Raw genomic sequence first — 24,102 nt, 5'->3', positions numbered from 1 at the left:
CGCGATCGGGGCGGGACCGGGTTGCCGGACCCGCCCCGACGCGCAAGGAAGACCAAGAATCCCGAGGAAACCGCCCGTCGCCCGAGAGGGGATCCATGACGAAGAAAATCGTGTTCCTGGACCGTGAGTCCCTCGACGCGACGGTCCGGCCGTTCAGCTTCCCGCACGAATACGTCGAGCACGACTCCACCTGGACGCCCGAGGACACGATCGCGCGGCTTCAGGGAGCCGAGATCGCGCTGATCAACAAGGTCCCGATGCGGGCCGAGACCCTGAAGCAACTCCCCGACCTGAAGCTGATCGCGGTGGCCGCCACCGGCACCGACGTGGTCGACAAGGCCCAGGCGAAGGCTCAAGGGGTCACGGTCGTCAACATCCGCAACTACGCGTTCAACACCGTGCCCGAGCACGTGGTCGGGCTGATGTTCGCCCTGCGCCGGGCGATCGTGCCCTACGCCAACTCGGTGCGGCGGGGCGATTGGGCGAAGTCCAAGCAGTTCTGCTACTTCGACTACCCGATCTACGACATCGCCGGCTCGACGCTCGGGATCGTCGGCTACGGGGCGCTCGGCAAGTCGATCGGCAAGCGCGCCGAGGCGCTGGGCATGAAGGTTCTGGCCTACGACGTGTTCCCGCAGGACGGGCTGGTCGATTTCGAGACGATCCTCACCCAGTCCGACGTGATCACGCTGCACGTGCCGCTGACCCCCGACACCAAGGGGCTGATCGGCGCGGCCGAGCTCAAGCGGATGAAGAAGAACGCCATCCTGATCAATACGGCCCGGGGCGGGCTGGTGGACGAGGCGGCGCTTCTGGCCGCGCTCAAGGACGGCACCATCGCGGGGGCGGGCTTCGACGTGGTCGCGCAGGAGCCGCCCAAGGACGGCAACATCCTGTGCGAGGCCGACCTGCCGAACCTGATCGTGACCCCGCACGTGGCCTGGGCCAGCAAGGAGGCGATGCAGATCCTCGCCGACCAGCTCGTCGACAATGTCGAGGCGTTCGTGGCGGGCAAGCCGCAGAACGTGGTCGAGGGATAGCCGAGGGATTTTGGAGGGCGCTTTCCCCTCCCCCTTGTGGGGAGGGGTTTAGGGGTGGGGGTGGTGCAGACGGCAGCGCCCCGGTCATTCCGGAACCACCCCCACCTCCAGCTCCTCCCCACAAGGGGGAGGAGAGGGCCGCGCATCTCCGCCACAGCGCGAACGACAATCAGCGACAGCGCCGTTGGGCGCGACACAAGGATCGAAACCGAGATGAAGAAGCTGCTGTTCCTGTTCGACACCGATCCGGTCCCGAACGTGTTCGACACGGTGGTCGGCTACGACGGCGGCGCCGATCACATCACCGGCTACGGCAGCGTGACCCCCGACAACGTCGGCGCTCTGGTCGACGGCACGATCTACACCCGCGGCGGCTCCGAGAAGAAGTCGACGGCGATCTTCGTCGGCGGCGGCAGCATGGCGGCCGGCGAGGAGCTGTTCGCGGCCGTCAAGAAGCGGTTCTTCGGCCCGTTCCGGGTCTCGGTGATGCTCGATTCCAACGGCTCGAACACCACGGCCGCCGCCGGCGTGGCGCTGGTGGCCAAGGCCGCGGGCTCGCTGCAGGGCAAGAAGGCGGTCGTGCTGGCGGGCACCGGCCCGGTGGGCATGCGCTCGGCGGCGCTGCTCGCCGGCGAGGGCGCCGAGGTGACGATCGCGGGCCGGGCGCTCGACAAGACCCAGGCCGCCGCCGACCAGATCAACACCCGCTTCAAGGTCAACGTGAAGGCCGCCGCCACCCCCGATGAGGCCTCCCGCGTCGCGCTGGTGAAGGGCACCAACCTCGTGTTCACGGCCGGCGCCATCGGCGTCGAGCTGCTCCCCGAAGCCGCCTGGGCGCAGGAACCGTCGATCGAATTCGTGGCCGACTACAACGCCCAGCCCCCGACCGGCATCGGCGGCATCGAGGTGATGGACAAGGGCAAGGATCGCAACGGCAAGAAGGCCTTCGGCGCCCTCGGGATCGGCGGCCTGAAGCTCAAGCTGCACCGGGCCTGCGTAGGTCAGCTCTTCGAGAGCACCGAGCAGGTGCTCGATGCCGAGGAGATCTACGCGCTCGCCAAGTCGATGGCCTGAGGGGAGGCGCCGGTGACCGAGACACATCCCCCCGAGACCGACAGCATCGAGACGTTCCTGACGGCGCTGGCGAGCGCCGCCCCGACCCCCGGCGGCGGCGGCGCGGCGGCGATCTCCGGCGCCATGGGTGCGGCCCTGGTGTCGATGGTCTGCAATCTGACCATCGGCAAGAAGAAGTACGTGGAGGTCGAGGCCGAGCTGAAGGACGTGCTCGCCCGGTCCGAGGGCCTGCGGGTCGTGCTCACCGGCATGATCGGCGAGGACGTCCAGGCCTTCGACGCCGTGATGGGCGCCTACGGCCTGCCCAAGGGCACCGACGACGAGAAGGCGGCCCGCGCCACGGCGATCCAGGCCGCGCTCCGGACGGCCACCGACGTGCCGCTGTCCTGCTGCCGAGCCTGCCGCACGGTGATCGACCTTGCGGCGATCACCGCCGACAAGGGCAACCTCAACGTCGTCTCCGATGCCGGCGTGGCTGTGCTATCGGCCTATGCCGGCCTGCGCAGCGCGGCGCTCAACGTCTACGTCAACGCCAAGGGGATCGAGGATCGGGAGTTCGCCGACGAGCGGCTCCAGGAACTCGAAGGCCTGCTCGCCGAGGCCGGTGCGCTTACGGAGAAGGTCTACGGAGTCGTCACGGCCAAGGTGAATTGAACCGGGCTGCACCCGCCACGGGTGCCGCAAATGGATCGCCAGTGAAGGCCGGGTGCATTTTGCCCCCGGCCTTTCTTTTTGCCGGAATGCTGCAGTGCAACGATAGATACAATTCGTTTTGCAACCGCGAAAAAGGTCGCCTAAACCGATAGATCAAAAAATTTGACGGGCGTAATCTTCCCATTCAACTAAAGTAGACAGCGTCAGACGGCGGCAACGACCGCGGAGGAGGCGCCGAATGGACGTCCACGAGTACCAAGCCAAGGAGCTGCTCGCGAGCTTCGGTGTCGCGGTCCCGAAGGGCGCCATCGCGTTCAGCCCGGACCAGGCGGTCTACGCCGCGACCGAGCTCGGCGGCTCGTTCTGGGCCGTGAAGGCGCAGATCCATGCCGGCGCCCGTGGCAAGGCCGGCGGGATCAAGCTTTGCCGGACCTACAACGAGGTCCGCGACGCCGCCAAGGAGCTGCTCGGCAAGCGCCTCGTCACCCTGCAGACGGGGCCCGAGGGCAAGCCGGTCCAGCGGGTCTATGTCGAGACCGCCGACCCGTTCGAGCGCGAGCTCTATCTCGGCTACGTGCTGGACCGGAAGGCCGAGCGCGTGCGCGTCATCGCCAGCCAGCGCGGCGGCATGGATATCGAGGAGATCGCCGCCAACGAGCCCGAGGCGCTGATCCAGGTGGTGGTCGAGCCGGCGGTGGGCCTGCAGCAGTTCCAGGCCCGGGAGATCGCCTTTCAGCTCGGCCTGAACATCAAGCAGGTCTCGGCCGCGGTGAAGACCATCATGAACGCCTACCGGGCGTTCCGCGACTGCGACGGCACGATGCTGGAGATCAACCCGCTGGTCGTCACCAAGGACGACCGGGTGCTGGCCCTCGATGCCAAGATGTCCTTCGATGACAACGCGATGTTCCGCCGGCCGGGCATCGCCGACATGCACGACCCGTCGCAGGGCGATCCCCGCGAGGCGCAGGCTGCCGAGCACAACCTCAGCTATATCGGGCTCGAGGGCGAGATCGGCTGCATCGTCAACGGCGCCGGGCTCGCCATGGCGACCATGGACATGATCAAGCACGCAGGCGGCGAGCCGGCGAACTTTCTGGACGTGGGCGGCGGGGCATCGCCCGAGCGGGTCGCCACGGCGTTCCGGCTCGTTCTCTCGGACCGCAACGTCAAGGCGATCCTGGTCAACATCTTCGCCGGAATCAATCGCTGCGACTGGGTCGCCGAGGGCGTGATCCAGGCCGCCCGGGAGGTGAAGATCGACGTACCCCTGGTGGTTCGGCTCGCCGGCACGAACGTCGAGGCCGGCCAGAAGATCCTGGCCGAGAGCGGCCTCGACCTGATCACCGCCGACACCCTGTCGGACGCGGCGCGCAAGGCGGTCGACGCCTGCGACGCCGCCAAGAAGAACCGCTGAGGGGAGACCACGCCATGAGCATCCTCATCGACGAGACCACCCCGATCATCGTCCAGGGCATCACGGGCGACAAGGGCACCTTCCACGCCAAGGAGATGCTGGATTACGGCACGAACGTCGTCGGCGGCGTCACACCCGGCAAGGGCGGCCGCAGCCATCTCGGCCTGCCGGTGTTCAACACCGTCAAGGAGGCGGTCGCCGCCACCGGCGCCACCACGTCGATCACCTTCGTGGCGCCGCCGTTTGCGGCCGACGCCATCATGGAGGCGGCCGATGCCGGGCTGCGGCTGGTCTGCTCGATCACCGACGGCATCCCGGCCCAGGACATGATGCGGGTGAAGCGCTACCTGATGCGCTATCCCCGGGATCGCCGCACCATGGTGGTCGGCCCGAACTGCGCCGGCATCATCTCGCCCGGCAAGGCGATGCTCGGCATCATGCCCGGCCACATCTACCTCCCGGGCAATGTCGGGGTGATCTCGCGCTCGGGCACGCTGGGCTACGAGGCCGCCTCGCAACTCAAGGCGCTGGGCCTCGGAATCTCGACCTCGGTGGGCATCGGCGGCGACCCGATCAACGGCTCGTCGTTCCTCGACCACCTCGCCCTGTTCGAGACCGACCCGGATACCGACGCGGTGCTGATGATCGGCGAGATCGGCGGCCCGCAGGAGGCCGAGGCCTCCGCCTGGATCCGGGACAACATGTCGAAGCCGGTGATCGGCTTCGTGGCCGGGCTCACGGCCCCGAAGGGCCGCCGGATGGGCCATGCCGGGGCGATCATCTCGGCGGCCGGCGACAGCGCCGCCGAGAAGGCCGAGATCATGCGCTCCTACGGCCTCACCGTCGCGCCCGATCCCGGCTCGTTCGGCCAGACCGTCGCCGACGTGCTCGCCCGGGCGGCGTAGCTGTCTCAACCCTCCCCCCTCTGCGGGGGAGGGTGCCCCGCGGATGCGGGGCGGGAGAGGGGCAGCGCAACGCTCCAGGATGCGAGGCCCGTCGCGACCTCTCCGGCACCGTCGCTCCCCTCTCCCTCCCCCCACTGCGGGGGCCACCCTCCCCCGCAGAGGGGGGGAGGGGACATCGCGGCGGCTTCTCTAAAAACGTGCGCCACGAGGTGGCTCCATGACCCGTACCCTCCACGCATCGCCCGCCCTGGCCGAGGCCAGCGCCTTCGCGCCGCCGGTGATCACCGGCACCTCGGCCGAGCAGGCCCTCGACATCCTGTTCCAGGCCCTGCTCGACGTCGCCCGCCGGCACGATCCGGATCTCGAGGCGGTGCTGCACGGCACCGCCGACATCTCGCGGTTCTCGCCGGAGATGCTGGCCCGCGCGCTCCAAGTGCAGGGCATCTGGTTCCACCTGATCTCGATCGCCGAGCAGAACGCCGCCATGCGCCGCCGCCGGCACGTCGAGCGCACGGAAGGACGGGCGGCCTTGAGCGGCTCGTTCGCGAAGGTGTTTGCCGACGCGCGCGCCCAGGGCATTCCGCCGGAGAAGATCCAGGCGCTGCTCTCCGACCTGCGCATCCGCCCGACGCTGACCGCGCACCCGACCGAGGGCAAGCGGGTGACCGTGCTGGAGAAATTCCGGCGGATCTACCTGGTGCTGCGCGAGCTGGAGATGCCGCGCTGGACCGACCGCGAGCGCAACGGGCTCATGAACGAGCTGCGCGACCAGATCGAGCTGGTCTGGATGACCGGCGAATTGCACCTGGAGAAGGCCACCGTCGAGCGGGAGGTCGCCTGGGGGCTGCACTTCTTCGACGAGACCCTGTTCGAGATGCTGCCCGAGACCATGGACACCCTGGAGGAGTCCCTGGCCGAGGCCTATCCCGGCACGCCGTTCCAGGTGCCGCCGTTCTTCCAGTTCGGCTCGTGGATCGGCGGCGACCGGGACGGCAATCCCTACGTGACGGCCGCAGTCACCCGGCAGGCCCTGCACCGCAACGCGCTGGCCTCGCTCAACCGCTACCGCGACGGCGTGCGCGAGCTCGGCCGGACGCTCTCGCTCACCGAGCGCGCGCTGCCGTTGCCGGAGACGTTCCGCCGGGAACTCGAGCGGCAGCTCGCCGAGAGCGGCCAGGCCCGGGCCATCGCCCGGCGCAATCCCGGCGAGCCGTACCGCCAGTATCTCACCTGCGTCCTGCGCAAGCTCGACGCGACCATCGCCCGCAACGAGGGCGAGCACCCGTCCGGGCCGGATTATGCCAGCGCCGACGGCCTGATCGAGGACCTGCGCGTGCTGGAGCGCGGGCTGGACGACGCCAAATGCGGCGCCCTCGGCCGCGACCTGGTGCGGCCGGTCCGCCGCATGGTCGAGATCTTCCGCTTCTCCACGGTCCGCCTGGACCTGCGCGAGAACACCACCCGGACCACCGAGACGCTGCAGGCGCTCTGGCGCCAGCGCAACGGCGAGGGCGAGCCCCCGGCCCTGGGCTCGGCCGCGTGGCGGCACTGGCTCGACGCGGAGCTGGTCCGGCCCCGGGACCCCGAGCGGTCCTTCGAGAACCTGCCCGACGCCGCCCGCGAGACCCTGGCGACCTTCGCGCTGGTGGCCGAGATGCGCGAGAGCCTCGACCGGGAGGCGTTCGGCGCCTTCATCCTGTCGATGACCCGCTCGGTGGAGGATGTCCTCGGCGCGTACCTGCTGGCCAAGGAGGCCGGCGTGTTCCTCGACGCCGCCGGCCCCGACATCCGCCCCGAGATCTGCCCCTTGGCGATCGTGCCCCTGTTCGAGACCATCGACGACCTGCGTGCCGCCCCGGCGATCATGCGCGAGCTCCTCACCGTGCCGGTGGTGCGCCGCTCGACCCGCTGGCAGGGCGGGGTGCAGGAGGTGATGATCGGCTATTCCGACTCCAACAAGGATGGCGGCTTCGTCGCCGCCAACTGGGAGCTGTACAAGGCGCAGAGCAAGCTGACCCGGCTCGGCCAGGACCTCGGCGTCGGCATCGCGTTCTTCCACGGGCGCGGCGGCTCGGTGAGCCGGGGCGGCGTCCCGACCCATCGGGGCATCATGGCCCAGCCGCCGGGCTCGATCCGCGGCCGCTTCCGCACCACCGAGCAGGGCGAGGTCGTCTCGTTCAAATACGCCAACCGCGGCACCGCCGCCTACCAGATGGAGCTGCTCGCCGCCTCGGTGTTCGAGCATGCCCTGGCGGGCGACGGCGAGCGGGCGAGTGTCGGCCACGACGATGCTCTGGAGGCGCTGGCCGGCGCCTCGCGGGCCGCCTACGTCCGGCTGCTCCAAACCGACGGGCTGGTCGATTACTTCCAGTCGGCCAGCCCCCTGGACGAGATCGCGCTCCTGAACATCGGCTCGCGTCCGGCCCGCCGGTTCGGCGCCCGCTCGCTCTCGGATCTCCGGGCGATCCCCTGGGTGTTCGCGTGGTCGCAGAACCGGCACGTGATCACCGGCTGGTACGGGGTCGGCTCGGGGCTCGCGAGCTTCCTCGACGTGCGCGGCCGGGACGGTGAGGCCACCCTGAAGCGCCTGTTCCAAGACTCCCGTGTCTTCCGCCTGGTCCTCGACGAGGTCGAGAAGACCCTGATGATGGTCGATCTCGACATCGCCCGCGCCTATGCCGGCCTCGTACCCGACGCGGGCATCCGGGACCGGATCTTCTCGATGATCGAGTCCGAGTACGCGCTGACCCGCGAGATGGTGCTGCGGGTGAGCGGGGGAACGGACCTCGCCGAGCGCTTCCCGCTGTTCCGCGACCGGCTGAAGGGCCGGCTGCCGACCATCAACCAGGTCGGGCGCGAGCAGGTCGAGCTGCTGGCCCGCTACCGGGCCGAGACCGACGAGGATCGGCGTGAGGCTGTGAAATCCGCCCTACTCCTGTCGATCAACTGCATCGCGGTCGGCTTCGGCTCGACGGGATAGGGGCGCGCAACAAGCCCCCTCTCCCGCACGGGAGAGGGGACCCGCGCCTCGAACCGACCGTCCCCGCCCTGTCACCGGGCGCCGCGGACGCCATTTCCACCGTCGGGCGTGTCCAGCCCAACGGCGGCACCAGAACCGTTACCAAGAGAGAGAAACACCCATGAGCTTCACCCTGATCCAGCAGGCCAAGCCGCGCCTGCATCGCTCCGAACTCGCCGTCCCGGGCTCCAACCCGACCTTCATGGAGAAGTCCGCGTCTTCGGCCGCCGACGTGATCTTCCTCGACCTTGAGGACGCGGTCGCCCCCGACGACAAGGAGAAGGCCCGCACCAACATCATCCAGGCGCTCAACGACCTGGATTGGGGCAACAAGACCATGATGATCCGCATCAACGGTCTCGACACCCACTACATGTACCGGGACGTGGTCGACATCGTCGAAGCCTGTCCGCGGCTCGACATGGTGCTGATCCCCAAGGTCGGCGTGCCGGCCGACGTCTACGCCATCGACGTGCTGGTCACCCAGATCGAGCAGGCCAAGAAGCGCGAGAAGCAGATCGGCTTCGAGGTGCTGATCGAGACCGCCCTCGGCATGGCCAATGTCGAGGCCATCGCCCAGTCGTCGAAGCGCCTGGAGGCGATGTCCTTCGGCGTCGCCGACTACGCTGCCTCGACCCGGGCCCGCTCCACGGTGATCGGCGGCGTGAACTCGGACTACTCGGTGCTCACCGACAAGGACGAGGCCGGCAACCGCCAGACCCACTGGCAGGACCCATGGCTGTTCGCCCAGAACCGCATGCTGGTCGCCTGCCGCGCCTACGGCCTGCGCCCGATCGACGGACCGTTCGGCGATTTCTCGGATCCCGACGGCTACCGCTCGGCGGCCAAGCGCTGCGCGGCGCTGGGCTTCGAGGGTAAGTGGGCGATCCACCCGTCCCAGATCGACCTCGCCAACGAGGTGTTCACGCCGTCCGAGGCCGAGGTGACCAAGGCCCGCCGCATCCTCGAAGCCATGCAGGAAGCTGCCAAGGCCGGCCGCGGCGCCGTCTCCCTCGACGGCCGCCTGATCGACATCGCGTCGATCCGCATGGCCGAGGCGCTGATCGAGAAGGCCAACGCTATGAAGGCATGAGCTCCGGCAGCTCTGCAATGGGAATGGGTCCTGGGATCTTCCCAGGACCCACTCTTCACCGCCGTCGAAGATGTGGGCGGTCGGAGGTTGCGGCGATCGTCGAGCTGGTATCAGCCCAACTCGGGCAGACGTTGAATATGTGCTTTTGCGCTTTCGAAATTGGCGTTCTCAAAAACGATGTGCGCGCCTGTTCTCGGGTCGCAATCAGTTTCGTAGATTGCGTAAGCTGGCAGATAGCGTTCGCGATAGATCGCTTGAGCTTCTGCGGGACTGCCGAGGCGCTCGGTATCCCGATCGACGCCCCAGGCACGTGCCAATTCTTCGGGCGCGTCGATGAAGACGATCAGATCCCATTCGGCCCGCAATTCCGGTCGCTGCAGGAACGTGCCATCCACGATCAGGATATCGTTGGCTTCGGCCTTGTGCAGTGACGCATCTATCGGACGATCTAATTCGAGATCGAAGCTCGCCGTTCTGTAGAGCAGGTCACCCTGCGGGCCGAGAGGGCGTAGAAGCAAGTCCTTGATCGCAGTTAGGTCCCGCGCATCGTAATAGTATCCTTCGGCTGACCTGCGACCGCGTGCATAGCGTTCGGCCTTCGGGCGATGAAAGCCGTCGATGCTGGTTCGAATGACATTGCGGCCATGGTCCCGTGTCTTGGTCGCGATCTCGTCAGCCAAGGTCGTCTTGCCGGAGGAGGTTCTGCCGTCGATGGCAATGCGCAGCGGATGACTCGGCCGGAGATCGAGGATGACACGGACGATCGCATCGATGGCTCGGCTGCGCATCTCGACCTCGTTGTTTCGGCTCACTGCCGGCACCCGATCGACAATTTGGACCCTGCGGTCCCCCACCGGGCTGGTCTCTATCGTAGGCGCTGCGTGTGTCAGAACGGCCGCGCATCCGGCAGGCGCGCTGCCGCCATCTCGGCCGGGGTTGGGTCGCGGTGTACCGTGATCCCGTTCGACCGGTCGGCCGCGATCAGGCTGAGACGGGCGAACCCGTCGAGCCAGCCGTCCATCGGCCAGAGGCCGTGGCGGGCGTGGAAGCGGGCGGCGTTGGCGACGATATCGCGAAAATGCTGAAGCGGCGGGTCGTAGCTCGCATGGTGCTGGTGGTAGGCCCGCGGGCCGCCGAGGAACAGGATCGGCACGCCGGCCCTGTCCGCCCGGAACGCCAGGTCGGTATCCTCCGCGCCGTAGCCGGAAAACAACTCGTCGAAGCCGCCGATCCGGTCGTAGGTCGTGGCCCGCACCGCGAAGGCGAGCGACCAGAACAGGCCGGGCTGCGGCGCCGGTCCCACGAGGCCGGGGGGCGGGAAGGCACGCACCGGGTGGGGATGGCCGAGCCGGTCGAGATCGGCCTCTTCCCAGCCATCGGTGACCGCGCCGGCCGGCAGGTAGCCGATCTCGCAGCAGATCAGGCCGTCCTGCTCGGCCGAGGCCCGCGATAGCCCGGCGACCAGGCCGCGCGAGGGGATGCAATCGACGTCGAGGAAGATCAGCGTGTCGGTCCGGGCCGCCCGGCGCCCGGCATTGCGCGCGGCGGCGAGGGGCAGGCCGTCCCGCGGGAACGGGACGCGTTCGACCGGGAACGGCAGGTCCGGCAGGGGGGCGTCGTCGCCACCGATCTCGACGACGATGCAGGCTTCGGGCGGCGTGCCGCGCGCCAGGCCCTCCAGCAGCCGCGCGAGATGCGCGCCCCGGCCCTTGTTGAGGGTGATGACCGTCGTGCTCATTCAGGCGCTCCCGCGCGCAGCACGTCGAGCCGGTATTTGTCGGTCCGGTCCTGATGCAGCAGGCCCGCGAACGGGGCGGCCTGCGCGATAAAGCTCTCGACCGCCGCGTCGCCCGATTGCGGGTAATCGGTCTCGCCGATCCAGTGGACCAGCACCAGGTCGCCGCCGGGCTCGATGGCGCCGCCGACGCGGTGGACCAGTTCGGCGAGGTCGGGCGGGGCGAGGAAATACAGGAATTCCGAGAGCACGATCAGATCGAACCGGCCGTCCGGCCAATCCGCCGGCACGGCACCCTGGCGGATTTCCACGCTCGGGCGGTCGGCACACCGCGCCCTCGCGGCTTCGACCGCGGCCGGGATCAGGTCGCTGGCCAGGAGGCGGTCGCAGCGCTCGGACAGGGCGCGGGTGAACACCCCGATCGCGCAGGCCGGCTCGAAGGCGGCGCGGTAGCGCGGCCGCGGCAGCGCGGACAGGGTCGCCGCGTACTTGTCGCGCTCGTAGGCCGAGCTCGTGAACTGCCAGGGATCCGGATCGCTGGCGTAGATGCCGGCGAAGTAATCCACCGGCAAAGTCTCGGTCGCGCGGCTCATGCCGGGATCCTGACGAAGCGCTCGTAGGGGCCGCAGAGTCGGTCGATCATCGCGGGCTCCAGGCGGAAACCCGTGGGATCGTCCGCGATCAGGTCGGTGGTCTGCGATTCGTGCGCCGCCACCGCCCGGGCCTTGGCCGCGCGATAGGCCGAGACGTCGAGGCGCAGGCCGTCCGGAGTTGGCCCGACCTCGGTCTCCGGCGGCAGGGTCCAGCCCCAGACCGGGTATTCATAGATCGCCACACCCGGCATCTGCGGCCGCGCCAGCCCGACGATTGCGGCCGACGCCTTGTGATCGCAATGGGGATCGTGCCGCCAGGTCACGAACGCCGCGCCGGCCTTGCAGGCGGCGGCGGCCTGCGCGACGGCATGGGCGGCCGCTTCGGCCTCGGGGCCGGTGCTGGGCACGTCGGCGTCGGGCAGGCGCAGGAAGGTGACGGCGTCGGCGGCTAAACCGAGGATCGCCACCGCCCGGAGCGTCTCCGCCTCGCGTAATGTTCGCAGCTTGTCCGGCGGGTACAGCTGGGAATGGGTGTGCGAGCCGCAGCCGTCGCTGATCACCACGAGGCGCACGTCGCGCCCGGCGGTGCGCGCAGCCGCGATCAGGCCGCCGCAGCCCAGGCTCTCGTCATCGGGATGGGGCGCGACCACCACGAGGCCGCCCCGCGCCACAAGGGTGCTGAGATCCGCCACCGGAAGCGTGTCGGCAGCCGCCAGGAAGGCATCGGCCCGCATCAGCGCGGCCCCGCCGCGGCACGCGCACCGGTCCGGATCGGGCTGTCGAGGAGAAGGGTCACGGATCGCTCCTGAGACGGCGGGCAGATCGAGCGACCTGGCTATCGGCCTCGGTGGCTGAACGCATCATGAGCGACCGCCCTGACCGCTGCTAGCGATCGTTCTCGGTGGTGAGCGCGCCGAGACGGACGCCCTCGTCGGCGTTGGCCTGCGCCGCCAGATGGACGCCGGGGTTCGGCGCATCGTCGAACACGGCCCCCGCGGTGCAGAGCGCGCTGCGCAGGGCTTCGAGCTGTCCGCTCGGCGGGTCGCCGTAGCCGCTCTCGAAGTCCCGCACGAACTGCGCGTCGAGGCCGACCTTGGCGGCGAGCGCCGCCTCGGACCATCCGAGCAGCCCCCTGGCCGCCCGCGACTGCGCCGGGCTCATCGCGGGCTCGCTCGCACCGGCCTGGCCGCTCTCGTCCGATCCTGTCACGTGGTCCTCCACCCGTCGTTCATGCCTCTGGGATGATCGACAACGATATCCACCGCCGATCGTTTCCGGCCGCCGCACGCTGCGCCATGACCATAATTGTGCTGAAATTCCGTCGCATCCGCGGGGGTGTATGAGTTCGGGGCGGCTGCGACGCGCGACTCGGGAACGTCGTGCGGGTGTTGCATCCCGCGGCTGGACGATGGGCTATGCGCCGTGCGCGCGAGTTAAGGGGCAAAACGATGAGAGCGGTGCTGATCGCCACCTTGGCCTGTGCCGTGATGGCCGTGGACCTGACCGCAGCGACGCAGGCCCAGGCCCAGATGGGCGGCGGCGCGCCCACGGGCTTCGGCCGCGGCAACCGCCGCCCCGGCGGCGAGGACGAGAAGAAGCCCCAATACGTGCCCGGCACCAAGGCGAGCGAAAAGATTTTCCCGCTCGACTCGACCTGGACGGCGGTGAGCCTCAACGGCAAGCCGTTCACCGGCGGCGACCGCCCGAGCTTCATCATCGACAAGCAGTACCGCGCTCGCGGTTACGGAGGCTGCAACACCTTCGCGGCCACCGCCTTCCCGCTCAAGGATCAGCACCTCGCGGTCGGCCCGCTCGCGCTGACCAAGAAGAACTGCGACAAGGGCCTCGCGGCCACCGAGCAGGCGTTCTTCGTCGCCCTGCGCACGGCGGCGGTGTGGGATCTCGTCGGCTCCCAGCTGGTGCTGAAGAGCCCGAACGGCGAACTGAAGTTCGACCGGGCGCTCTGAGACCCGTTGCGCCGCGCTATCTGCTGCTTTAACGACGGGTTCACCACGCCACGCGAACCCGAACGCCGATTCAGACGCCCTTGAGGGGCGCGGGCCTTTCCTCCTCGGGCATCGAGGAGGCGCGAATGACCATCGGGATCGGTTTCGGGCGCGAGGAGACCCTGCGCCCCGGCGTGTCGCGGCCTTTGCGCTTCACCGCTCCGCCCGCTTTCCATCCCGGTGCGCTCTGGCTCGCTGCCGCCGCGCCGGCCATGGCGACGCTGCTGCTGATCGCACGGCTCGCTGCCTGACGGGCGGACACCCGGCTCACTCCCCGTCGCGCGTCTCCGTCTCCTCGTCCCCATCGGAGGATGAATCCTGATCGACCGCGGCCTGGGCGTGGGACAGGACCGGTGGGAACAAAGCCGCCAGACCGGCCGCGACCCCGTACAGAATAGGATGAGCGTTCAGGCCTACTCGGGGCGGGTTCAGATCGTCTTTGATCATGATAGGGCTTCCGATCTCGCGACGGTGCGAGCAACGGTCCGCATTGACGTGCTTGCTGTTGATCCGTTCGAGCACGTTCAATGCCGCGTGCCGCGTTTTGTTGCCGCAGGACCGAGAATTTTTCTCGTCGAGATCTATCGGCGCGCCGCGGAGGCCGGACCGAAGCATGCCGAGATCTCAGCCGCGCCGCCGAAGGACCGGTTCCGGCGGTGCATCCGGGATGCGGCAGGCGGCCGGAAGCACATCGAGGATCACGGCGCTGGGGCAGCGTGCCCGGCAGGACTCGGCCGCCGCGATCTGGTCGCCCCCGCAGGCATCGGCGAAGCAGAAGGTCGCGAGATCCTCGCAGGTCGCCCGAAAGCCGCCGGCCCGTGCGCCGCCATGCCAATCCGCCGCAGAGGCGGCCTGCGCCAGCAGCAGGCCCGCGAGGCCGATCGATGCCGCGATCCGTTTCACGCCTGCGCCTCGCGTCCGGTTGAGGGTTCAGCCTAGCATTGGCATGCCGGCCGGACCTGTGCCATTCCGGCGACAGGCGATGCCCATCGTCGGCCTCGATGCCGGCGGATCTCAGCCCACGGGACGGAAGCCAGCCATGCCGCTCTACGCCCTCGACGATCACGCGCCGCAGCTTGCCGATCCCGACCGGATCTGGATCGCCCCGGATGCCCAGGTGGTCGGCCGGGTCCATCTGGGTCTGGATGTCGGCATCTGGTTCGGCGCGGCCTTGCGCGGCGACAACGAGCCGATCCGCATCGGCGACCGCACCAACGTGCAGGAGGGCGTGATCATGCACGTCGATCCCGGCTTTCCGCTGGTGATCGGCACCGATGTCACCGTGGGCCACGGCGCCATCGTTCATGGCTGCACGATCGGCGACGGCAGCCTCGTCGGCATGGGCGCGACGGTGTTGAACGGCGCCAGAATCGGCCGGGGCTGCCTGATCGGGGCCAACGCGCTGGTGACCGAGGGCAAGGACTTTCCCGATCACAGCCTGATCGTCGGCGCTCCGGCCAAGGCCGTGCGTACCCTCGATGCCGAGGCGGTGGAGGGCCTTCGCCAAGCGGCCCTGCGCTACGTCGAGAACGCCCGCCGCTACAGGTCGGGCCTGCGTCGCATCGACGGGTGAACGAAGGCTGCCGGCTTACCCATCACGTTCAGCGGTGAGCGCCTGAAACACGCCGCTTTTCCCTCCCCCGCAGCGGGGGGAGGGTCAGGCAAGGTCTGCCTGCGTCTGAAAAACTACTTCTTGTTCTTCGCCCGCTCGATCGCTTCCTCGATCAGCCGGTGGGCTTCTTCCTTGTCGCCCCAGCGGACGAACTTGACCCACTTGCCGGGCTCCAGATCCTTGTAGTGCTCGAAGAAGTGCTGGATCTGCTGGATCGTGATGTCGGGCAGGTCGGTGTAGTTCTCGACCCGGTCGTAACGCTTGGTCAGGTGGCGGGACGGCACCGCAATGACCTTCTCGTCCTCGCCGCCCTCGTCCTGCATCACCATCACGCCGACGGGGCGGGCGCTGATGATTGCGCCGGGCAGGACTGCGCGGGTGTTGGCCACCAGCACGTCGCAGGGATCGCCGTCGCCCGACAGGGTGTGCGGGATGAAGCCGTAATTCCCGGGGTAGAACATCGGGGTATAGAGGAACCGGTCGACGACCAGCGCGCCCGATTCCTTGTCCATCTCGTACTTGATCGGTTCGCCGCCGAGCGGCACCTCGATGATGACGTTGACGTCGTGCGGGGGCTTCTTGCCGAGCGGGATGGCGTCGATGTTCATGGCGTATCGCTTCCGGGATGCGGCTTGCACCGCTTCCCCGACCTCTTAGATGCCCGGCTCCACGATGCAAATCAGTATCGGCGCGAGGCCGGCGACGAGTCCCAAGAAACGTTAGCTGAACAGGTACCCGACCTTAGGCAGCGCGACCCCCGCGACCCGGTCCAGCACCCGCGGCCCGGCCTGGCCGCCCAGCCCCTCGTAGAACGCACCGGCCCGGGCGTTGTCCTCCAGGCTCCAGACGCCGAGTTGGGTGAGGCCGTGATCGGCGAGGTCGTTGCGGACCGCCTTGAACAGGCGGCGTCCGAGGCCGACGCCCTGGTATTCCGGCAGCAGGTAGAGCTCGTCGATCTCCGCCTCGGTGCCGAGCGCCCGGCTGCGGGTGCGCCCGTAGGCGGCGTAGCCGACCACCCGCTCGCCGGTCTCGACCAGCGCGATCGGGCGCCCCCGGCGCAGGGCGCTGCGCCACCAGGCGCGGTCGCGTCCGGCGATCAGGCGCTCCAGGGCCACCCCTGGGATGATGCCGCGATAGGCCTCGCGCCACGACGCATCGAACACCGTCGACAGGCTGCCGAGATCGGCTTCTCGAGCCCGGCGGATGCTCGTGGTGCGCGTGCTCATCGGCTTCCGGCCTCCCCCGTCGACCGTCGGATAACCCGCGCGGCCCGCCCAGGTTCGATCCCGATCCAGGCGGAGTAAAGGCAAGATCGGCGCCGGTTTTTTGGAACTCTCCGTTGGTGGGCGGGAAAGAGGCGTGACCGCCGGTTCGCTCGGTGAATTGCCGGGCTTCCGGGCGGCTGTTAGAGCCGGCTCCCGATTCCGTGGCAGCCCCGATCGTGTTCAACCGCTTCCTCAAGCCCGAGACGCGCTACGCGCGCCGCATGGCCCGGATCGCCCGCTTCGAGCGGCCGATCGCCGGGCCGGCCGACCGGCTGAAGGCCTGGGCGAACATGCTGCTGATCGATCACGGCGTGTTCCGGCTGGCTTATCTCAACCGTCACCGAGTCGGCTCGGGCCGGCTCTGGCGCTCGGCCCAGCCCGGGCCGCACCAGCTCGCGCACTTCCGCGCAGAGGGCGTGCGCACGATCATCTCCCTGCGCGGCGGGCGCGAGCACGGCTCCTGGCCGCTGCAGCGGGAGGCGTGCGAGCGCCACGGGCTCACCCTGGTCGAGTTCGTCCTGCGCTCCCGCGAGGCCCCCGACCGCGCCACGCTGCTCGCCGCCAAGGACTTCTTCGCCGGCATCCAGTACCCGGCGGTAATGCATTGCAAGTCGGGCGCCGACCGGGCCGGGCTCGCCTCGGCGCTCTACCTGATCCTGCACGAGAACCGCCCGGTGGCCGAGGCCGCCCGCCAGCTCTCGGCCCGCTACGGCCATCTCCGCTTCGCCAAGACCGGCATCCTCGACGCATTCTTCGCCCGCTACCGGGTGGAGGGCGAGGCCAAGGGCATCGATTTCCTGACCTGGGTCGAGACGATCTACGATCCGGAGGCACTCAAGCGGGATTTTCGGCCGGGGTTCTGGTCGGATCTGGCGGTGGACCGGGTGTTGCGGCGGGAGTAATTTTCGCTACCGCCGCTTCTCCTGCGCTCTGACAGAGCTCTTGAGCACCGCGTTGATCCGCGACTGGTAGCCCTATCCGGCGCTCCGGAAATGCCGCAGCACGTCCGCGTCGAGGCGCAGCGTGATCTGCACCTTCGTCTCGACGGACGCGGGCGATGCCTCGTCCCAGAAACCCGGTGGAATCCGACCGGCATCGGGATCTGCGGCGGCGCGTCGCTCGATCTCTGCGTCGTCCAAGGCGTTGAACGCCGGGCTGAGGGGAGCCGCCGCGGGCATGTCGGCAAAGCCTTTATACCGGATAGTTGGCGCCTGCTCTGAGGTGAACTTGCCGCTCATGGCAGAACTACTCCGCCGCCGGCCGCGCCGCCTCGCGGAACGGGTGCGCCGGGTAGGTGCCTACCACCCTGAGCTCGCGTGAAAAATAGCCGAGCTCATCCAGTGCCCGGGCGAGGCCAGGATCCTCGGGATGGCCGTCCACCTCGGCGTAGAACTGCGTGGCGGTGAACTCGCCGTCCATCATGTAGCTCTCGAGCTTCGACATGTTGACGCCGTTGGTCGCGAAGCCGCCGAGCGCCTTGTAGAGGGCGGCCGGGATGTTGCGGACCCGGAACACGAAGCTGGTCACGCAGGGTCCGGTCCCGGCTTCCACCGGTTCGGGGTCAGGGGAGAACACCACGAACCGGGTGGTGTTGTGCGCTTCGTCCTCGACGTCGCGCTCCAGGATGTCGAGACCGTAGACCTCGGCGGCGAGCGCCGGGGCCAGGGCCGCCCGGCTCGGGTCGCGGATCTCCGCGACCTCGCGCGCCGCCCCGGCGGTGTCGCCAGCGACCACGGCCTTCACGCCCAGGCGGCGGACGATCCGCCGGCACTGGCCCAGCGCGTGGACGTGGCTGTGCACGGTCCGCACGGTCTCAAGGGCGGTGCCCGGCAGGACCATCAGCTGAAAATGGATCGGCAGGAAGTGCTCGGCCACGATGTGCAGCGGCGAGGTCGGGATCAGGTGGTGGATGTCGGCCACCCGGCCGGCGATCGAGTTCTCGATCGGGATCATCGCCCGCTGCGCCCGGCCCTCCGTGACCGCCGCGAAGGCGTCCTCGAAGGTGGCGCAGGGCAGCGGAACCCAGTCCGGGAACGCCTCGGCGCAGATGATGTGCGAGTTAGCCCCGGGCTCACCCTGGTAGGCGATGGTGCGGTCTGTCATCGGGATCGCGGTTCAGTTCAGGCGGCGGGCCTGGAGCAGGGCGCGGGCGCGCTCCAGATCGGCGGGGGTGTCGACGCCCAGCGGCAGGTCGTCGACGATGACGGCATCGATGCGCATGCCGGCCTCCAGCGCACGCAGCTGCTCCAGCTTCTCCCGGGTCTCCAACTCCCCGGGGGGCAGGGCGACGAAGCGGGTCAGCGCCGTGCGGCGGTAGGCGTAGAGGCCGATATGGTGCCAGAGCGGACCCTCGCCCCAGGGGGCGCGGGCGCGGGTGAAGTAGAGCGCCCGCAGGCGGCCCGGTCCGACCATATGCCCGACCAGCTTGACCACGTTGGGATTGTCGGCCTCGTGCGGGCCGGTGATCGGCGCGCAGAGCGTGACGATATCCACCGTCCGGTCGGAGAGCGGGCCGATCGCGGCGCCGATGATCGCCGGGTCGATGGTCGGCAGGTCGCCCTGGACGTTGACCACCACGTCGTGGCGGCCCTCCGGATCGACGCTCTCCAGCGCCTCGGCGAGGCGGTCCGAGCCGGACGGGTGGTCGGCCCGGGTCATTACCGCGATGCCGCCGGCAGCCTCGACGACGTCGACGATCTCGGCGGTGTCGGTGGCCACCACCACGGGGCCGATCCCGGCCTCCATGGCCCGGCGCCAGACATGGACGATCATCGCCTCCCCGGCGATCTCGGCCAGCGGCTTGTTCGGCAGGCGCGTCGCGGCGAGGCGGGCCGGAATCAGCACGAGGGGATCGGACATTAAGGGCTCGGACCTGAGGCGAGGCGTCCGCCAGCGAAGCGCGGCTGCTTAACAGGCCTTCCCGCGATTGTCGTCCCTCGCGCGGCAGGGGAGCGGGGTCTCGCGATCCGGAAAAATGATGCCGCCGGGTGACAAGCTGGGCGATTTGCCTCGACGGTTTCGTCCCGCGACAGTGCGGATCCCGGGTCCGGCATTGTCAAGATCGTGCCGGAACGGCTAAGCACCCTTGAAATCTTCCAAGGTCCCACGTCCCGGCCAGCCGGCGACGGGCATGGGCAGATCGAGAGAAGAGCATGAACTCGTTCGAGGTGAACAAGGTCCTCGGCGCCGTCCTCGGCGCCCTGTTGTTCGCGGCTGGATCGGGTTTCGTCGCCGAGCTGATCTACCATCCCAGACCCGCCGGCAAAGCCGGCTACGATCTGCCCGAGCCGGAGCCGCAGACCGCAGCCGCAGCCCCGGAAGCCAAGGTCGAGCCGATCGCCGTGCGGCTCGCCGGCGCCAACGCCGAGAAGGGTGAGGCCGGCACCAAGGCCTGCCATGCCTGCCACAATTTCGAGAAGGGCGGCCCGAACAAGGTCGGCCCGGACCTGTACGGCGTGGTCGAGCGGCCGAAGGGCGCGCATCCCGGCTTCGAGTACTCGGCAGCGCTGAAGGGAAAGGGTGGCGCCTGGACCTACGACGACCTGGACGCCTTCCTGACCAGCCCCAAGGCCTACGCCCCGGGCACCAAGATGGCGTTCGCCGGCATCGCCTCGCCGCAGGAGCGGGCCAACGTCATCGCCTACCTGCGCAGCAACGCGGATAGCCCCAAGCCGCTGCCCGCCGTCGAGAAGACCGACACGAAGCCGGAGGCCGCCCCTGCGGCCGCCAAGCCCGACGACAAGCCCGCGGCTGCACCCGCGTCCGAGGAAAAGCCCTCCGCCGCCAAGCCCGCCGCCGGCAAGGGCTCGGAGGGCAAGGACAGCCCGGCCAAGCCGGCTGATATCGACACGGCCAAGCCGGTCGAGGAGAAGTCGGCCGGCAGCCCGCGGGCGCCCGGCGAATCGAGCGACCGCAACGCTCCCGCCCCGCCGGCCGGCGCCCATGACGGCGACCAGCAGGGCACGCCGTCGAGTCTGATCCCGGCCGAGCCGACCGCGCCGTCAGCCCCGGCCACCAAGGAGCCGGCGGCCCAGGCCAATCCCGAGGCGGTGGATCGGGCCAAGAACCTCGAGGTCGACGGTCCGACCAAGGATCTGAACGCGCCGCTGCCGACGCCGAAGCCGTAGGGGCGAAGGAACGGTCGGGCTCAGGCCCGGCCTTTGCCTTGAGGCGGCAGCGACCCGGGATCAGTCCGGGTCAGACACCGCGAAGGAATCCTCTTGCCCGATCGAAGTGCCGATCCGGCGGGGCGCCGGGCGCCCCTGCCGCTGCTGGTCGCCGTGACCATGACCGGCACGGTGGCGCTGCACATCTTCGTGCCCGCGCTCGCCACCGCCGCCGCCGATCTCGGCACCACCCATGCCGCCGCACAGCTCACCATCACGGTCTACCTGATCGGGCTCGCGGGCGGTCAGCTCCTGTACGGCCCGCTCTCCGACCGGTACGGGCGGCGTCCGATCCTGATCGGCGGGCTGGGGCTCTACCTGGCCGGGCTGCTGCTGGCGATCCCGGCCCAGAACATCGGCACCCTGCTGGTGGCCCGGGTGCTGCAATCGCTCGGGGCCTGCGGCTCCCTGGTGATCGGCCGGGCGATGGTGCGGGACGTCTCGACCCGGGAGGACGCGGCGAAAAAGCTCGCGATCCTGACCACCGCCATGACCCTCACGCCGGCCTTGGCCCCGGCGATCGGCGGGGTGGTGAACGAGGCGTTCGGCTGGCGCGCCGTGTTCGTGGTGCTGGCCGGGATCGTCGCCCTGCTCGGTGCCCTGGTGGTGTTCACCCTGCCGGAGACAAACCGGCACAAGGTGGCGCTGCCGGGATTCGTCGCGGTGCTGGCAGGCTACCTGCGGCTCGTGAAGGTGCCGGTGTTTCGCGCCTATTTGGTGGCGGGGGCCTGCGGCGGCACCAGCCTCTACGCCTTCCTGGCGGTGGCGCCGTTCCTGCTGGTGGACCGGCTCGGGCGCTCGTCGCAGGAGGTCGGGTTCGATTGCCTGATGGTAGTGTTCGGCATGGTCGGCGGTGCCGTGCTTGCGAGCCGGCTCGCGACCCGGGTGCCGATCCGCAAGGCGGCGCGCAGCGGCAACCTGCTCTGCATCGCGGCGGCGCTGGCGCTGCTGCTGGTCGACCGGACCGGGATGCTCGGCGTCGTCAGCCTGATCGTGCCGCTCTTCGCCTATGCGGTCGGGGTCGGCCTGCTCAGCCCCAACGCGGTGGCCGGGCTGATGAACGTCGATCCGCACGCGGCGGGCTCGGCCTCCAGTCTCTACGGCTTCACTCAGATGACGTTCGGGGCTCTGTTCACGGTCGCGGCTTCGGCCTGGCCTGCGACATCGGCGACTCCCGTGGCGCTGGCGCTGCTCACGGCCGGCCTGATCGCCGCGCTGGCGCTGCGGCGGGCGTGATCCGACGCTCGATATCCTCCGCTTGCGACCGCATTCAGGTTCAGGCCGTTCGCTGCGACGCCATAAAGATTGTCACGCTCAGGCTGTTAGACGGATCGAGTTCCGAAGGATCGAATTCAATCGTCGTGCTGCCGTTCCGGCGACCCGAGATCAAGGCGCGTTTGATTGTCTCCGCGCTGCGGCCGTGACAAATCCTGCGCGATCTCCTTGCCGACGATGTGCAGGAGCACCCGGATCAGCATCTTCATCTGCGGGGTGCCGTGATCCGCGATGGCGCCGTAAGCGGCAATACACGCATCTGCTATGGCATCAAGATCAGAGGCACGATTCATTGGATATCCAACGTGCAAAGTGTTCGGATATGCGTCCAGCACTGTAAAATTTTTACAATCCGCGCATTTTCATTTTAAGCATTGTATTTTAATTACGGTTTTGCAACCAAAAATACAATGGTAGGATGCATTCATCGCCGATACGGGGCGACTTGTCGGGCGAGAAGCTGAAATGGATATGCAGACTCCTGACGTCCTGGGTTCGGTAGCGGGCGCAGGGGCATCGGGGAAACTCGAAGAACTGGCCGAGTTGCTCGGCTGTTCGACGAATCTATTCTTCGAAACACCCGATGGGCCTTCGACCGGCCATACGGCTCAGCTTCTGCAGATGTGGCTCGCGATCCGAAAGCCTGAAGATCGGCAGGCGGTCTTCGCATGCGTCCGCGAGATTTTGAAGGCGCAAGCCGACGATTTATGCGCGAGATAGAGAGTGAAACATTCAGCATTCGTTATTTTTTCGACCGGAGAGGCTTAAAAATTGATTTTGAAGCGCAGTAATATTCATACGCTTTTTCCGCAACACTTGTGCTTTTGGTAAAAATGACCACTTCACGGCCATCGCCGGCCACGATTCGGGCGCCGGTGATTGAGGGACGCCGTGTGCTCTTGCCCCCAAGCAGGCGAGCATCATGGCCCCCCTCCAGCAACCGGACGTGCGCAACCGCCTCCTCCGCGCGCTTTCGCCGGAGGATTTCGGCGCCCTGCAACCGGCCCTGCGCGTCCAGGAGATGCCATTGCGGCACGTCCTGATCTCCTCCCATACGGTGATCGAGACCGTCTACTTCCCGGAAGAGGGTTTTGTCTCGATCACCACCGACGAGCCCAGCGGCCGGGTCGAGATCGGTCTGATCGGCCGGGAAGGTCTGGTGGGTGCTTCTCCCATCCTGCTCGACGACGATCGCAGCCCGCACACCCACTTCGTGCAGATGGCCGGGCACATGCTGAGCATCGACGTGGCGGTGCTGCGGGCCGAGGTTGAGCAGCGCCCGGCCCTGCGCCGGCTGCTGCATCGCTTCATCCAGGCGCAGTTCGTCCAGACGGCCCAGACAGCCTTCGCCAATGCCCGGGGCAACACGGCGACGCGCCTCGCCCGGTGGTTGATGATGTGTCACGATCGGATCGACGGCGACCAGATCACGGTCACGCAGGATTTCATGTCGTTCATGCTGGGCGTCGAGCGTCCGGGCGTGACGGCGGCCCTGCGGACCCTGGAGAAGGCCGGCTTCGTCCAGAAACGTCGCGGTAGCGTCGAGATCACCGATCGCGAGGGGCTGCTCGACTATGCCGGGGACGGCTACGGCGCGGCGGAAGCCGAATACGCGCGCCTGATCGAGGGGCGCGTCGAACCGAATGTCTAAGTTCGGCTGAAGACGGGGATCCCGAAGGTCGACGGTCTTTTGAAACCAAGATGGTCTGTCTGCCGCCCGCGGCCCGACGGATCAGGGTCGCACCGCCTCGACCAGGCCCGACACGCCCTCATGGAACCCAGCTGCCAGTTCCAGCCACAGGAGCCGGGCCGGGTCCACCGGTCCCGGCAGGGTCAGGCGCCCCGGCGGGACCGGGGTGAAGCCGAAGCGGCTGTAATAGGACGCGTCGCCCACCAAGATCACCAAGCCCTCGCCGGCCTGCCGGGCGGCCTCGATCGCCGCCCGGGTCAGGGTGCCGCCGATGCCGCGGCCCGCGAAGCTCGGATCCACCGCCAGGGGGCCGAGCATGACGAACGACATGGTCCCGGCCCGCACCGGACCCATCCGTACGGAGCCCACCAGAAAGTTGCCGACCGAGGCGGTGATGCCCAGATCCCTCCGCTCGCGCGCGCGCTCACGCAACCGGTAGGCGGTGCGGGCGAACCGTCCGGGGCCGAAGGCTCGGGCCTGGAGCCGGTCGATTGCAGGGGCGTCCTCCGGTCGCTCGGGCCGGATCACGAGGGAGAGTGTGGTCAAGGGCGGGCTCGC

30 protein-coding genes are annotated in these 24,102 nt (G+C 68.7%); 15 read left to right on the top strand and 15 right to left on the bottom strand.

All coding sequences use genetic code 11. The features are described from left to right. The first annotated feature begins 95 nt into the window (after window positions 1-95). The 7 genes from MKL11_RS10700 (at window position 96) to MKL11_RS10670 (ending at window position 9,202) form a co-directional block, all read left to right on the top strand. Window positions 96-1,040 carry a D-2-hydroxyacid dehydrogenase gene (locus MKL11_RS10700; RefSeq protein WP_243942988.1) on the top strand — a complete coding sequence of 315 codons (945 nt, stop codon included), beginning with the start codon at window positions 96-98 and terminating at the stop codon, window positions 1,038-1,040. A gap of 213 nt (window positions 1,041-1,253) precedes the next feature. Continuing rightward, window positions 1,254-2,114, top strand: a complete 861-nt coding sequence (locus MKL11_RS10695) for an NADP-dependent methylenetetrahydromethanopterin/methylenetetrahydrofolate dehydrogenase (RefSeq protein WP_243942986.1) — start codon at window positions 1,254-1,256, stop codon at window positions 2,112-2,114. Between the two features lie 12 nt (window positions 2,115-2,126). After that, the gene (fchA, locus tag MKL11_RS10690; RefSeq protein WP_243942984.1) at window positions 2,127-2,768 is read left to right on the top strand and encodes a methenyltetrahydrofolate cyclohydrolase; all 642 of its coding nucleotides are present in this window, start codon (window positions 2,127-2,129) and stop codon (window positions 2,766-2,768) included. Window positions 2,769-3,006: 238 nt separating this feature from the next. Beyond that, a complete protein-coding gene (locus MKL11_RS10685; RefSeq protein WP_007559571.1) occupies window positions 3,007-4,185 on the top strand; it encodes a malate--CoA ligase subunit beta in 1,179 nt (392 codons plus the stop codon). 14 nt (window positions 4,186-4,199) lie between these two features. Further along, window positions 4,200-5,090: a succinate--CoA ligase subunit alpha gene (gene sucD, locus MKL11_RS10680; protein ID WP_243942982.1), complete on the top strand. Its 891-nt coding sequence runs from the start codon at window positions 4,200-4,202 to the stop codon at window positions 5,088-5,090. A 217-nt stretch (window positions 5,091-5,307) separates the two neighbouring features. Further along, the gene (locus MKL11_RS10675) at window positions 5,308-8,070 is read left to right on the top strand and encodes a phosphoenolpyruvate carboxylase (protein ID WP_243942980.1); all 2,763 of its coding nucleotides are present in this window, start codon (window positions 5,308-5,310) and stop codon (window positions 8,068-8,070) included. A gap of 160 nt (window positions 8,071-8,230) precedes the next feature. Then, window positions 8,231-9,202 carry an HpcH/HpaI aldolase/citrate lyase family protein gene (locus MKL11_RS10670; RefSeq protein WP_243942978.1) on the top strand — a complete coding sequence of 324 codons (972 nt, stop codon included), beginning with the start codon at window positions 8,231-8,233 and terminating at the stop codon, window positions 9,200-9,202. Window positions 9,203-9,312: 110 nt separating this feature from the next. On the opposite strand, the gene MKL11_RS10665 is transcribed toward MKL11_RS10670, so the two are convergent. The 5 genes from MKL11_RS10665 to MKL11_RS10645 all read right to left on the bottom strand — a co-directional run bounded on the left by MKL11_RS10665 (window position 9,313) and on the right by MKL11_RS10645 (window position 12,739). Further along, on the bottom strand, window positions 9,313-9,990 hold the full coding sequence (locus tag MKL11_RS10665; protein WP_243942969.1) for a uridylate kinase: 678 nt from the start codon (window positions 9,988-9,990) through the stop codon (window positions 9,313-9,315). Between the two features lie 98 nt (window positions 9,991-10,088). Then, a complete protein-coding gene (locus MKL11_RS10660) occupies window positions 10,089-10,940 on the bottom strand; it encodes a glycosyltransferase family 2 protein (RefSeq protein ID WP_243942967.1) in 852 nt (283 codons plus the stop codon). Continuing rightward, window positions 10,937-11,530: a class I SAM-dependent DNA methyltransferase gene (locus MKL11_RS10655; RefSeq protein WP_243942965.1), complete on the bottom strand. Its 594-nt coding sequence runs from the start codon at window positions 11,528-11,530 to the stop codon at window positions 10,937-10,939. The genes MKL11_RS10660 and MKL11_RS10655 overlap by 4 nt, the downstream gene beginning before the upstream one ends. Then, window positions 11,527-12,264 (bottom strand): PIG-L deacetylase family protein, encoded by a 738-nt coding sequence (locus MKL11_RS10650; protein WP_243942963.1) that lies wholly within the window; start codon window positions 12,262-12,264, stop codon window positions 11,527-11,529. Before MKL11_RS10650 ends, MKL11_RS10655 begins: the two co-directional genes overlap by 4 nt. 151 nt (window positions 12,265-12,415) lie before the next feature. After that, window positions 12,416-12,739 (bottom strand): multiprotein-bridging factor 1 family protein, encoded by a 324-nt coding sequence (locus MKL11_RS10645; protein WP_243942961.1) that lies wholly within the window; start codon window positions 12,737-12,739, stop codon window positions 12,416-12,418. 239 nt (window positions 12,740-12,978) lie between these two features. On the opposite strand from MKL11_RS10645, the gene MKL11_RS10640 reads away from it, so the two are divergent. Both MKL11_RS10640 and MKL11_RS10635 read left to right on the top strand, forming a co-directional pair. After that, window positions 12,979-13,497 (top strand): META domain-containing protein, encoded by a 519-nt coding sequence (locus tag MKL11_RS10640; protein WP_243942959.1) that lies wholly within the window; start codon window positions 12,979-12,981, stop codon window positions 13,495-13,497. 125 nt (window positions 13,498-13,622) lie between these two features. Continuing rightward, the gene (locus MKL11_RS10635) at window positions 13,623-13,787 is read left to right on the top strand and encodes a hypothetical protein (protein WP_243942957.1); all 165 of its coding nucleotides are present in this window, start codon (window positions 13,623-13,625) and stop codon (window positions 13,785-13,787) included. A gap of 16 nt (window positions 13,788-13,803) precedes the next feature. On the opposite strand, the gene MKL11_RS10630 is transcribed toward MKL11_RS10635, so the two are convergent. Then, entirely contained in the window at window positions 13,804-14,151 is a 348-nt protein-coding gene (locus MKL11_RS10630; protein ID WP_243942955.1) for a hypothetical protein, read from the bottom strand. A gap of 9 nt (window positions 14,152-14,160) precedes the next feature. After that, window positions 14,161-14,439 (bottom strand): hypothetical protein, encoded by a 279-nt coding sequence (locus MKL11_RS10625; RefSeq protein ID WP_243942953.1) that lies wholly within the window; start codon window positions 14,437-14,439, stop codon window positions 14,161-14,163. A 136-nt stretch (window positions 14,440-14,575) separates the two neighbouring features. Here MKL11_RS10625 and MKL11_RS10620 point away from each other — a divergent pair, with 136 nt between their 5' ends. Further along, window positions 14,576-15,109, top strand: coding sequence for a gamma carbonic anhydrase family protein (locus tag MKL11_RS10620; protein ID WP_243942951.1), 534 nt, complete (start codon window positions 14,576-14,578; stop codon window positions 15,107-15,109). A gap of 113 nt (window positions 15,110-15,222) precedes the next feature. Here the strand turns inward: MKL11_RS10620 and ppa are convergent, their stop codons facing one another. Both ppa and MKL11_RS10610 read right to left on the bottom strand, forming a co-directional pair. Further along, on the bottom strand, window positions 15,223-15,756 hold the full coding sequence (gene ppa / locus MKL11_RS10615; RefSeq protein ID WP_147856529.1) for an inorganic diphosphatase: 534 nt from the start codon (window positions 15,754-15,756) through the stop codon (window positions 15,223-15,225). Window positions 15,757-15,867: 111 nt separating this feature from the next. After that, window positions 15,868-16,374: a GNAT family N-acetyltransferase gene (locus tag MKL11_RS10610; RefSeq protein ID WP_050734398.1), complete on the bottom strand. Its 507-nt coding sequence runs from the start codon at window positions 16,372-16,374 to the stop codon at window positions 15,868-15,870. Window positions 16,375-16,589: 215 nt separating this feature from the next. Between MKL11_RS10610 and MKL11_RS10605 the strand changes: the two genes are divergently transcribed. After that, a complete protein-coding gene (locus tag MKL11_RS10605; RefSeq protein ID WP_243943059.1) occupies window positions 16,590-17,315 on the top strand; it encodes a tyrosine-protein phosphatase in 726 nt (241 codons plus the stop codon). Between the two features lie 72 nt (window positions 17,316-17,387). Here the strand turns inward: MKL11_RS10605 and MKL11_RS10600 are convergent, their stop codons facing one another. From MKL11_RS10600 to MKL11_RS10590, 3 genes are read right to left on the bottom strand one after another with little or no spacing between them, the layout of a single operon-like run. Further along, window positions 17,388-17,651: a BrnA antitoxin family protein gene (locus MKL11_RS10600; RefSeq protein WP_243942949.1), complete on the bottom strand. Its 264-nt coding sequence runs from the start codon at window positions 17,649-17,651 to the stop codon at window positions 17,388-17,390. Between the two features lie 7 nt (window positions 17,652-17,658). Next, window positions 17,659-18,516 carry a prephenate dehydratase gene (locus tag MKL11_RS10595; RefSeq protein WP_243942947.1) on the bottom strand — a complete coding sequence of 286 codons (858 nt, stop codon included), beginning with the start codon at window positions 18,514-18,516 and terminating at the stop codon, window positions 17,659-17,661. A 12-nt stretch (window positions 18,517-18,528) separates the two neighbouring features. Next, window positions 18,529-19,272 carry a 3-deoxy-manno-octulosonate cytidylyltransferase gene (locus MKL11_RS10590; protein WP_243942945.1) on the bottom strand — a complete coding sequence of 248 codons (744 nt, stop codon included), beginning with the start codon at window positions 19,270-19,272 and terminating at the stop codon, window positions 18,529-18,531. Between the two features lie 293 nt (window positions 19,273-19,565). Between MKL11_RS10590 and MKL11_RS10585 the strand changes: the two genes are divergently transcribed. Both MKL11_RS10585 and MKL11_RS10580 read left to right on the top strand, forming a co-directional pair. Further along, entirely contained in the window at window positions 19,566-20,540 is a 975-nt protein-coding gene (locus tag MKL11_RS10585; protein ID WP_243942943.1) for a c-type cytochrome, read from the top strand. A gap of 93 nt (window positions 20,541-20,633) precedes the next feature. Next, a complete protein-coding gene (locus tag MKL11_RS10580; RefSeq protein ID WP_243942942.1) occupies window positions 20,634-21,815 on the top strand; it encodes a multidrug effflux MFS transporter in 1,182 nt (393 codons plus the stop codon). Window positions 21,816-21,931: 116 nt separating this feature from the next. On the opposite strand, the gene MKL11_RS10575 is transcribed toward MKL11_RS10580, so the two are convergent. Next, complete coding sequence (locus tag MKL11_RS10575) at window positions 21,932-22,147, bottom strand: hypothetical protein (RefSeq protein ID WP_243942940.1); 216 nt, start codon at window positions 22,145-22,147, stop codon at window positions 21,932-21,934. A 172-nt stretch (window positions 22,148-22,319) separates the two neighbouring features. Between MKL11_RS10575 and MKL11_RS10570 the strand changes: the two genes are divergently transcribed. Then, a complete protein-coding gene (locus MKL11_RS10570) occupies window positions 22,320-22,574 on the top strand; it encodes a hypothetical protein (RefSeq protein WP_243942938.1) in 255 nt (84 codons plus the stop codon). Window positions 22,575-22,586: 12 nt separating this feature from the next. Here the strand turns inward: MKL11_RS10570 and MKL11_RS10565 are convergent, their stop codons facing one another. Continuing rightward, entirely contained in the window at window positions 22,587-22,778 is a 192-nt protein-coding gene (locus MKL11_RS10565; protein WP_243942936.1) for a hypothetical protein, read from the bottom strand. Here MKL11_RS10565 and MKL11_RS10560 point away from each other — a divergent pair. Next, window positions 22,777-23,505 (top strand): Crp/Fnr family transcriptional regulator, encoded by a 729-nt coding sequence (locus tag MKL11_RS10560; RefSeq protein ID WP_243942933.1) that lies wholly within the window; start codon window positions 22,777-22,779, stop codon window positions 23,503-23,505. The genes MKL11_RS10565 and MKL11_RS10560 overlap by 2 nt on opposite strands. Window positions 23,506-23,586: 81 nt before the next feature. On the opposite strand, the gene MKL11_RS10555 is transcribed toward MKL11_RS10560, so the two are convergent. Next, the gene (locus MKL11_RS10555) at window positions 23,587-24,090 is read right to left on the bottom strand and encodes a GNAT family N-acetyltransferase (protein WP_243942932.1); all 504 of its coding nucleotides are present in this window, start codon (window positions 24,088-24,090) and stop codon (window positions 23,587-23,589) included. Between the last annotated feature and the right edge of the window lie 12 nt (window positions 24,091-24,102).

It is taken from the genome of Methylobacterium sp. J-077, assembly GCF_022829365.1.
In the GTDB taxonomy this organism is placed as follows: domain Bacteria; phylum Pseudomonadota; class Alphaproteobacteria; order Rhizobiales; family Beijerinckiaceae; genus Methylobacterium.
This window is presented reverse-complemented; position numbering and strand designations above follow the sequence as displayed.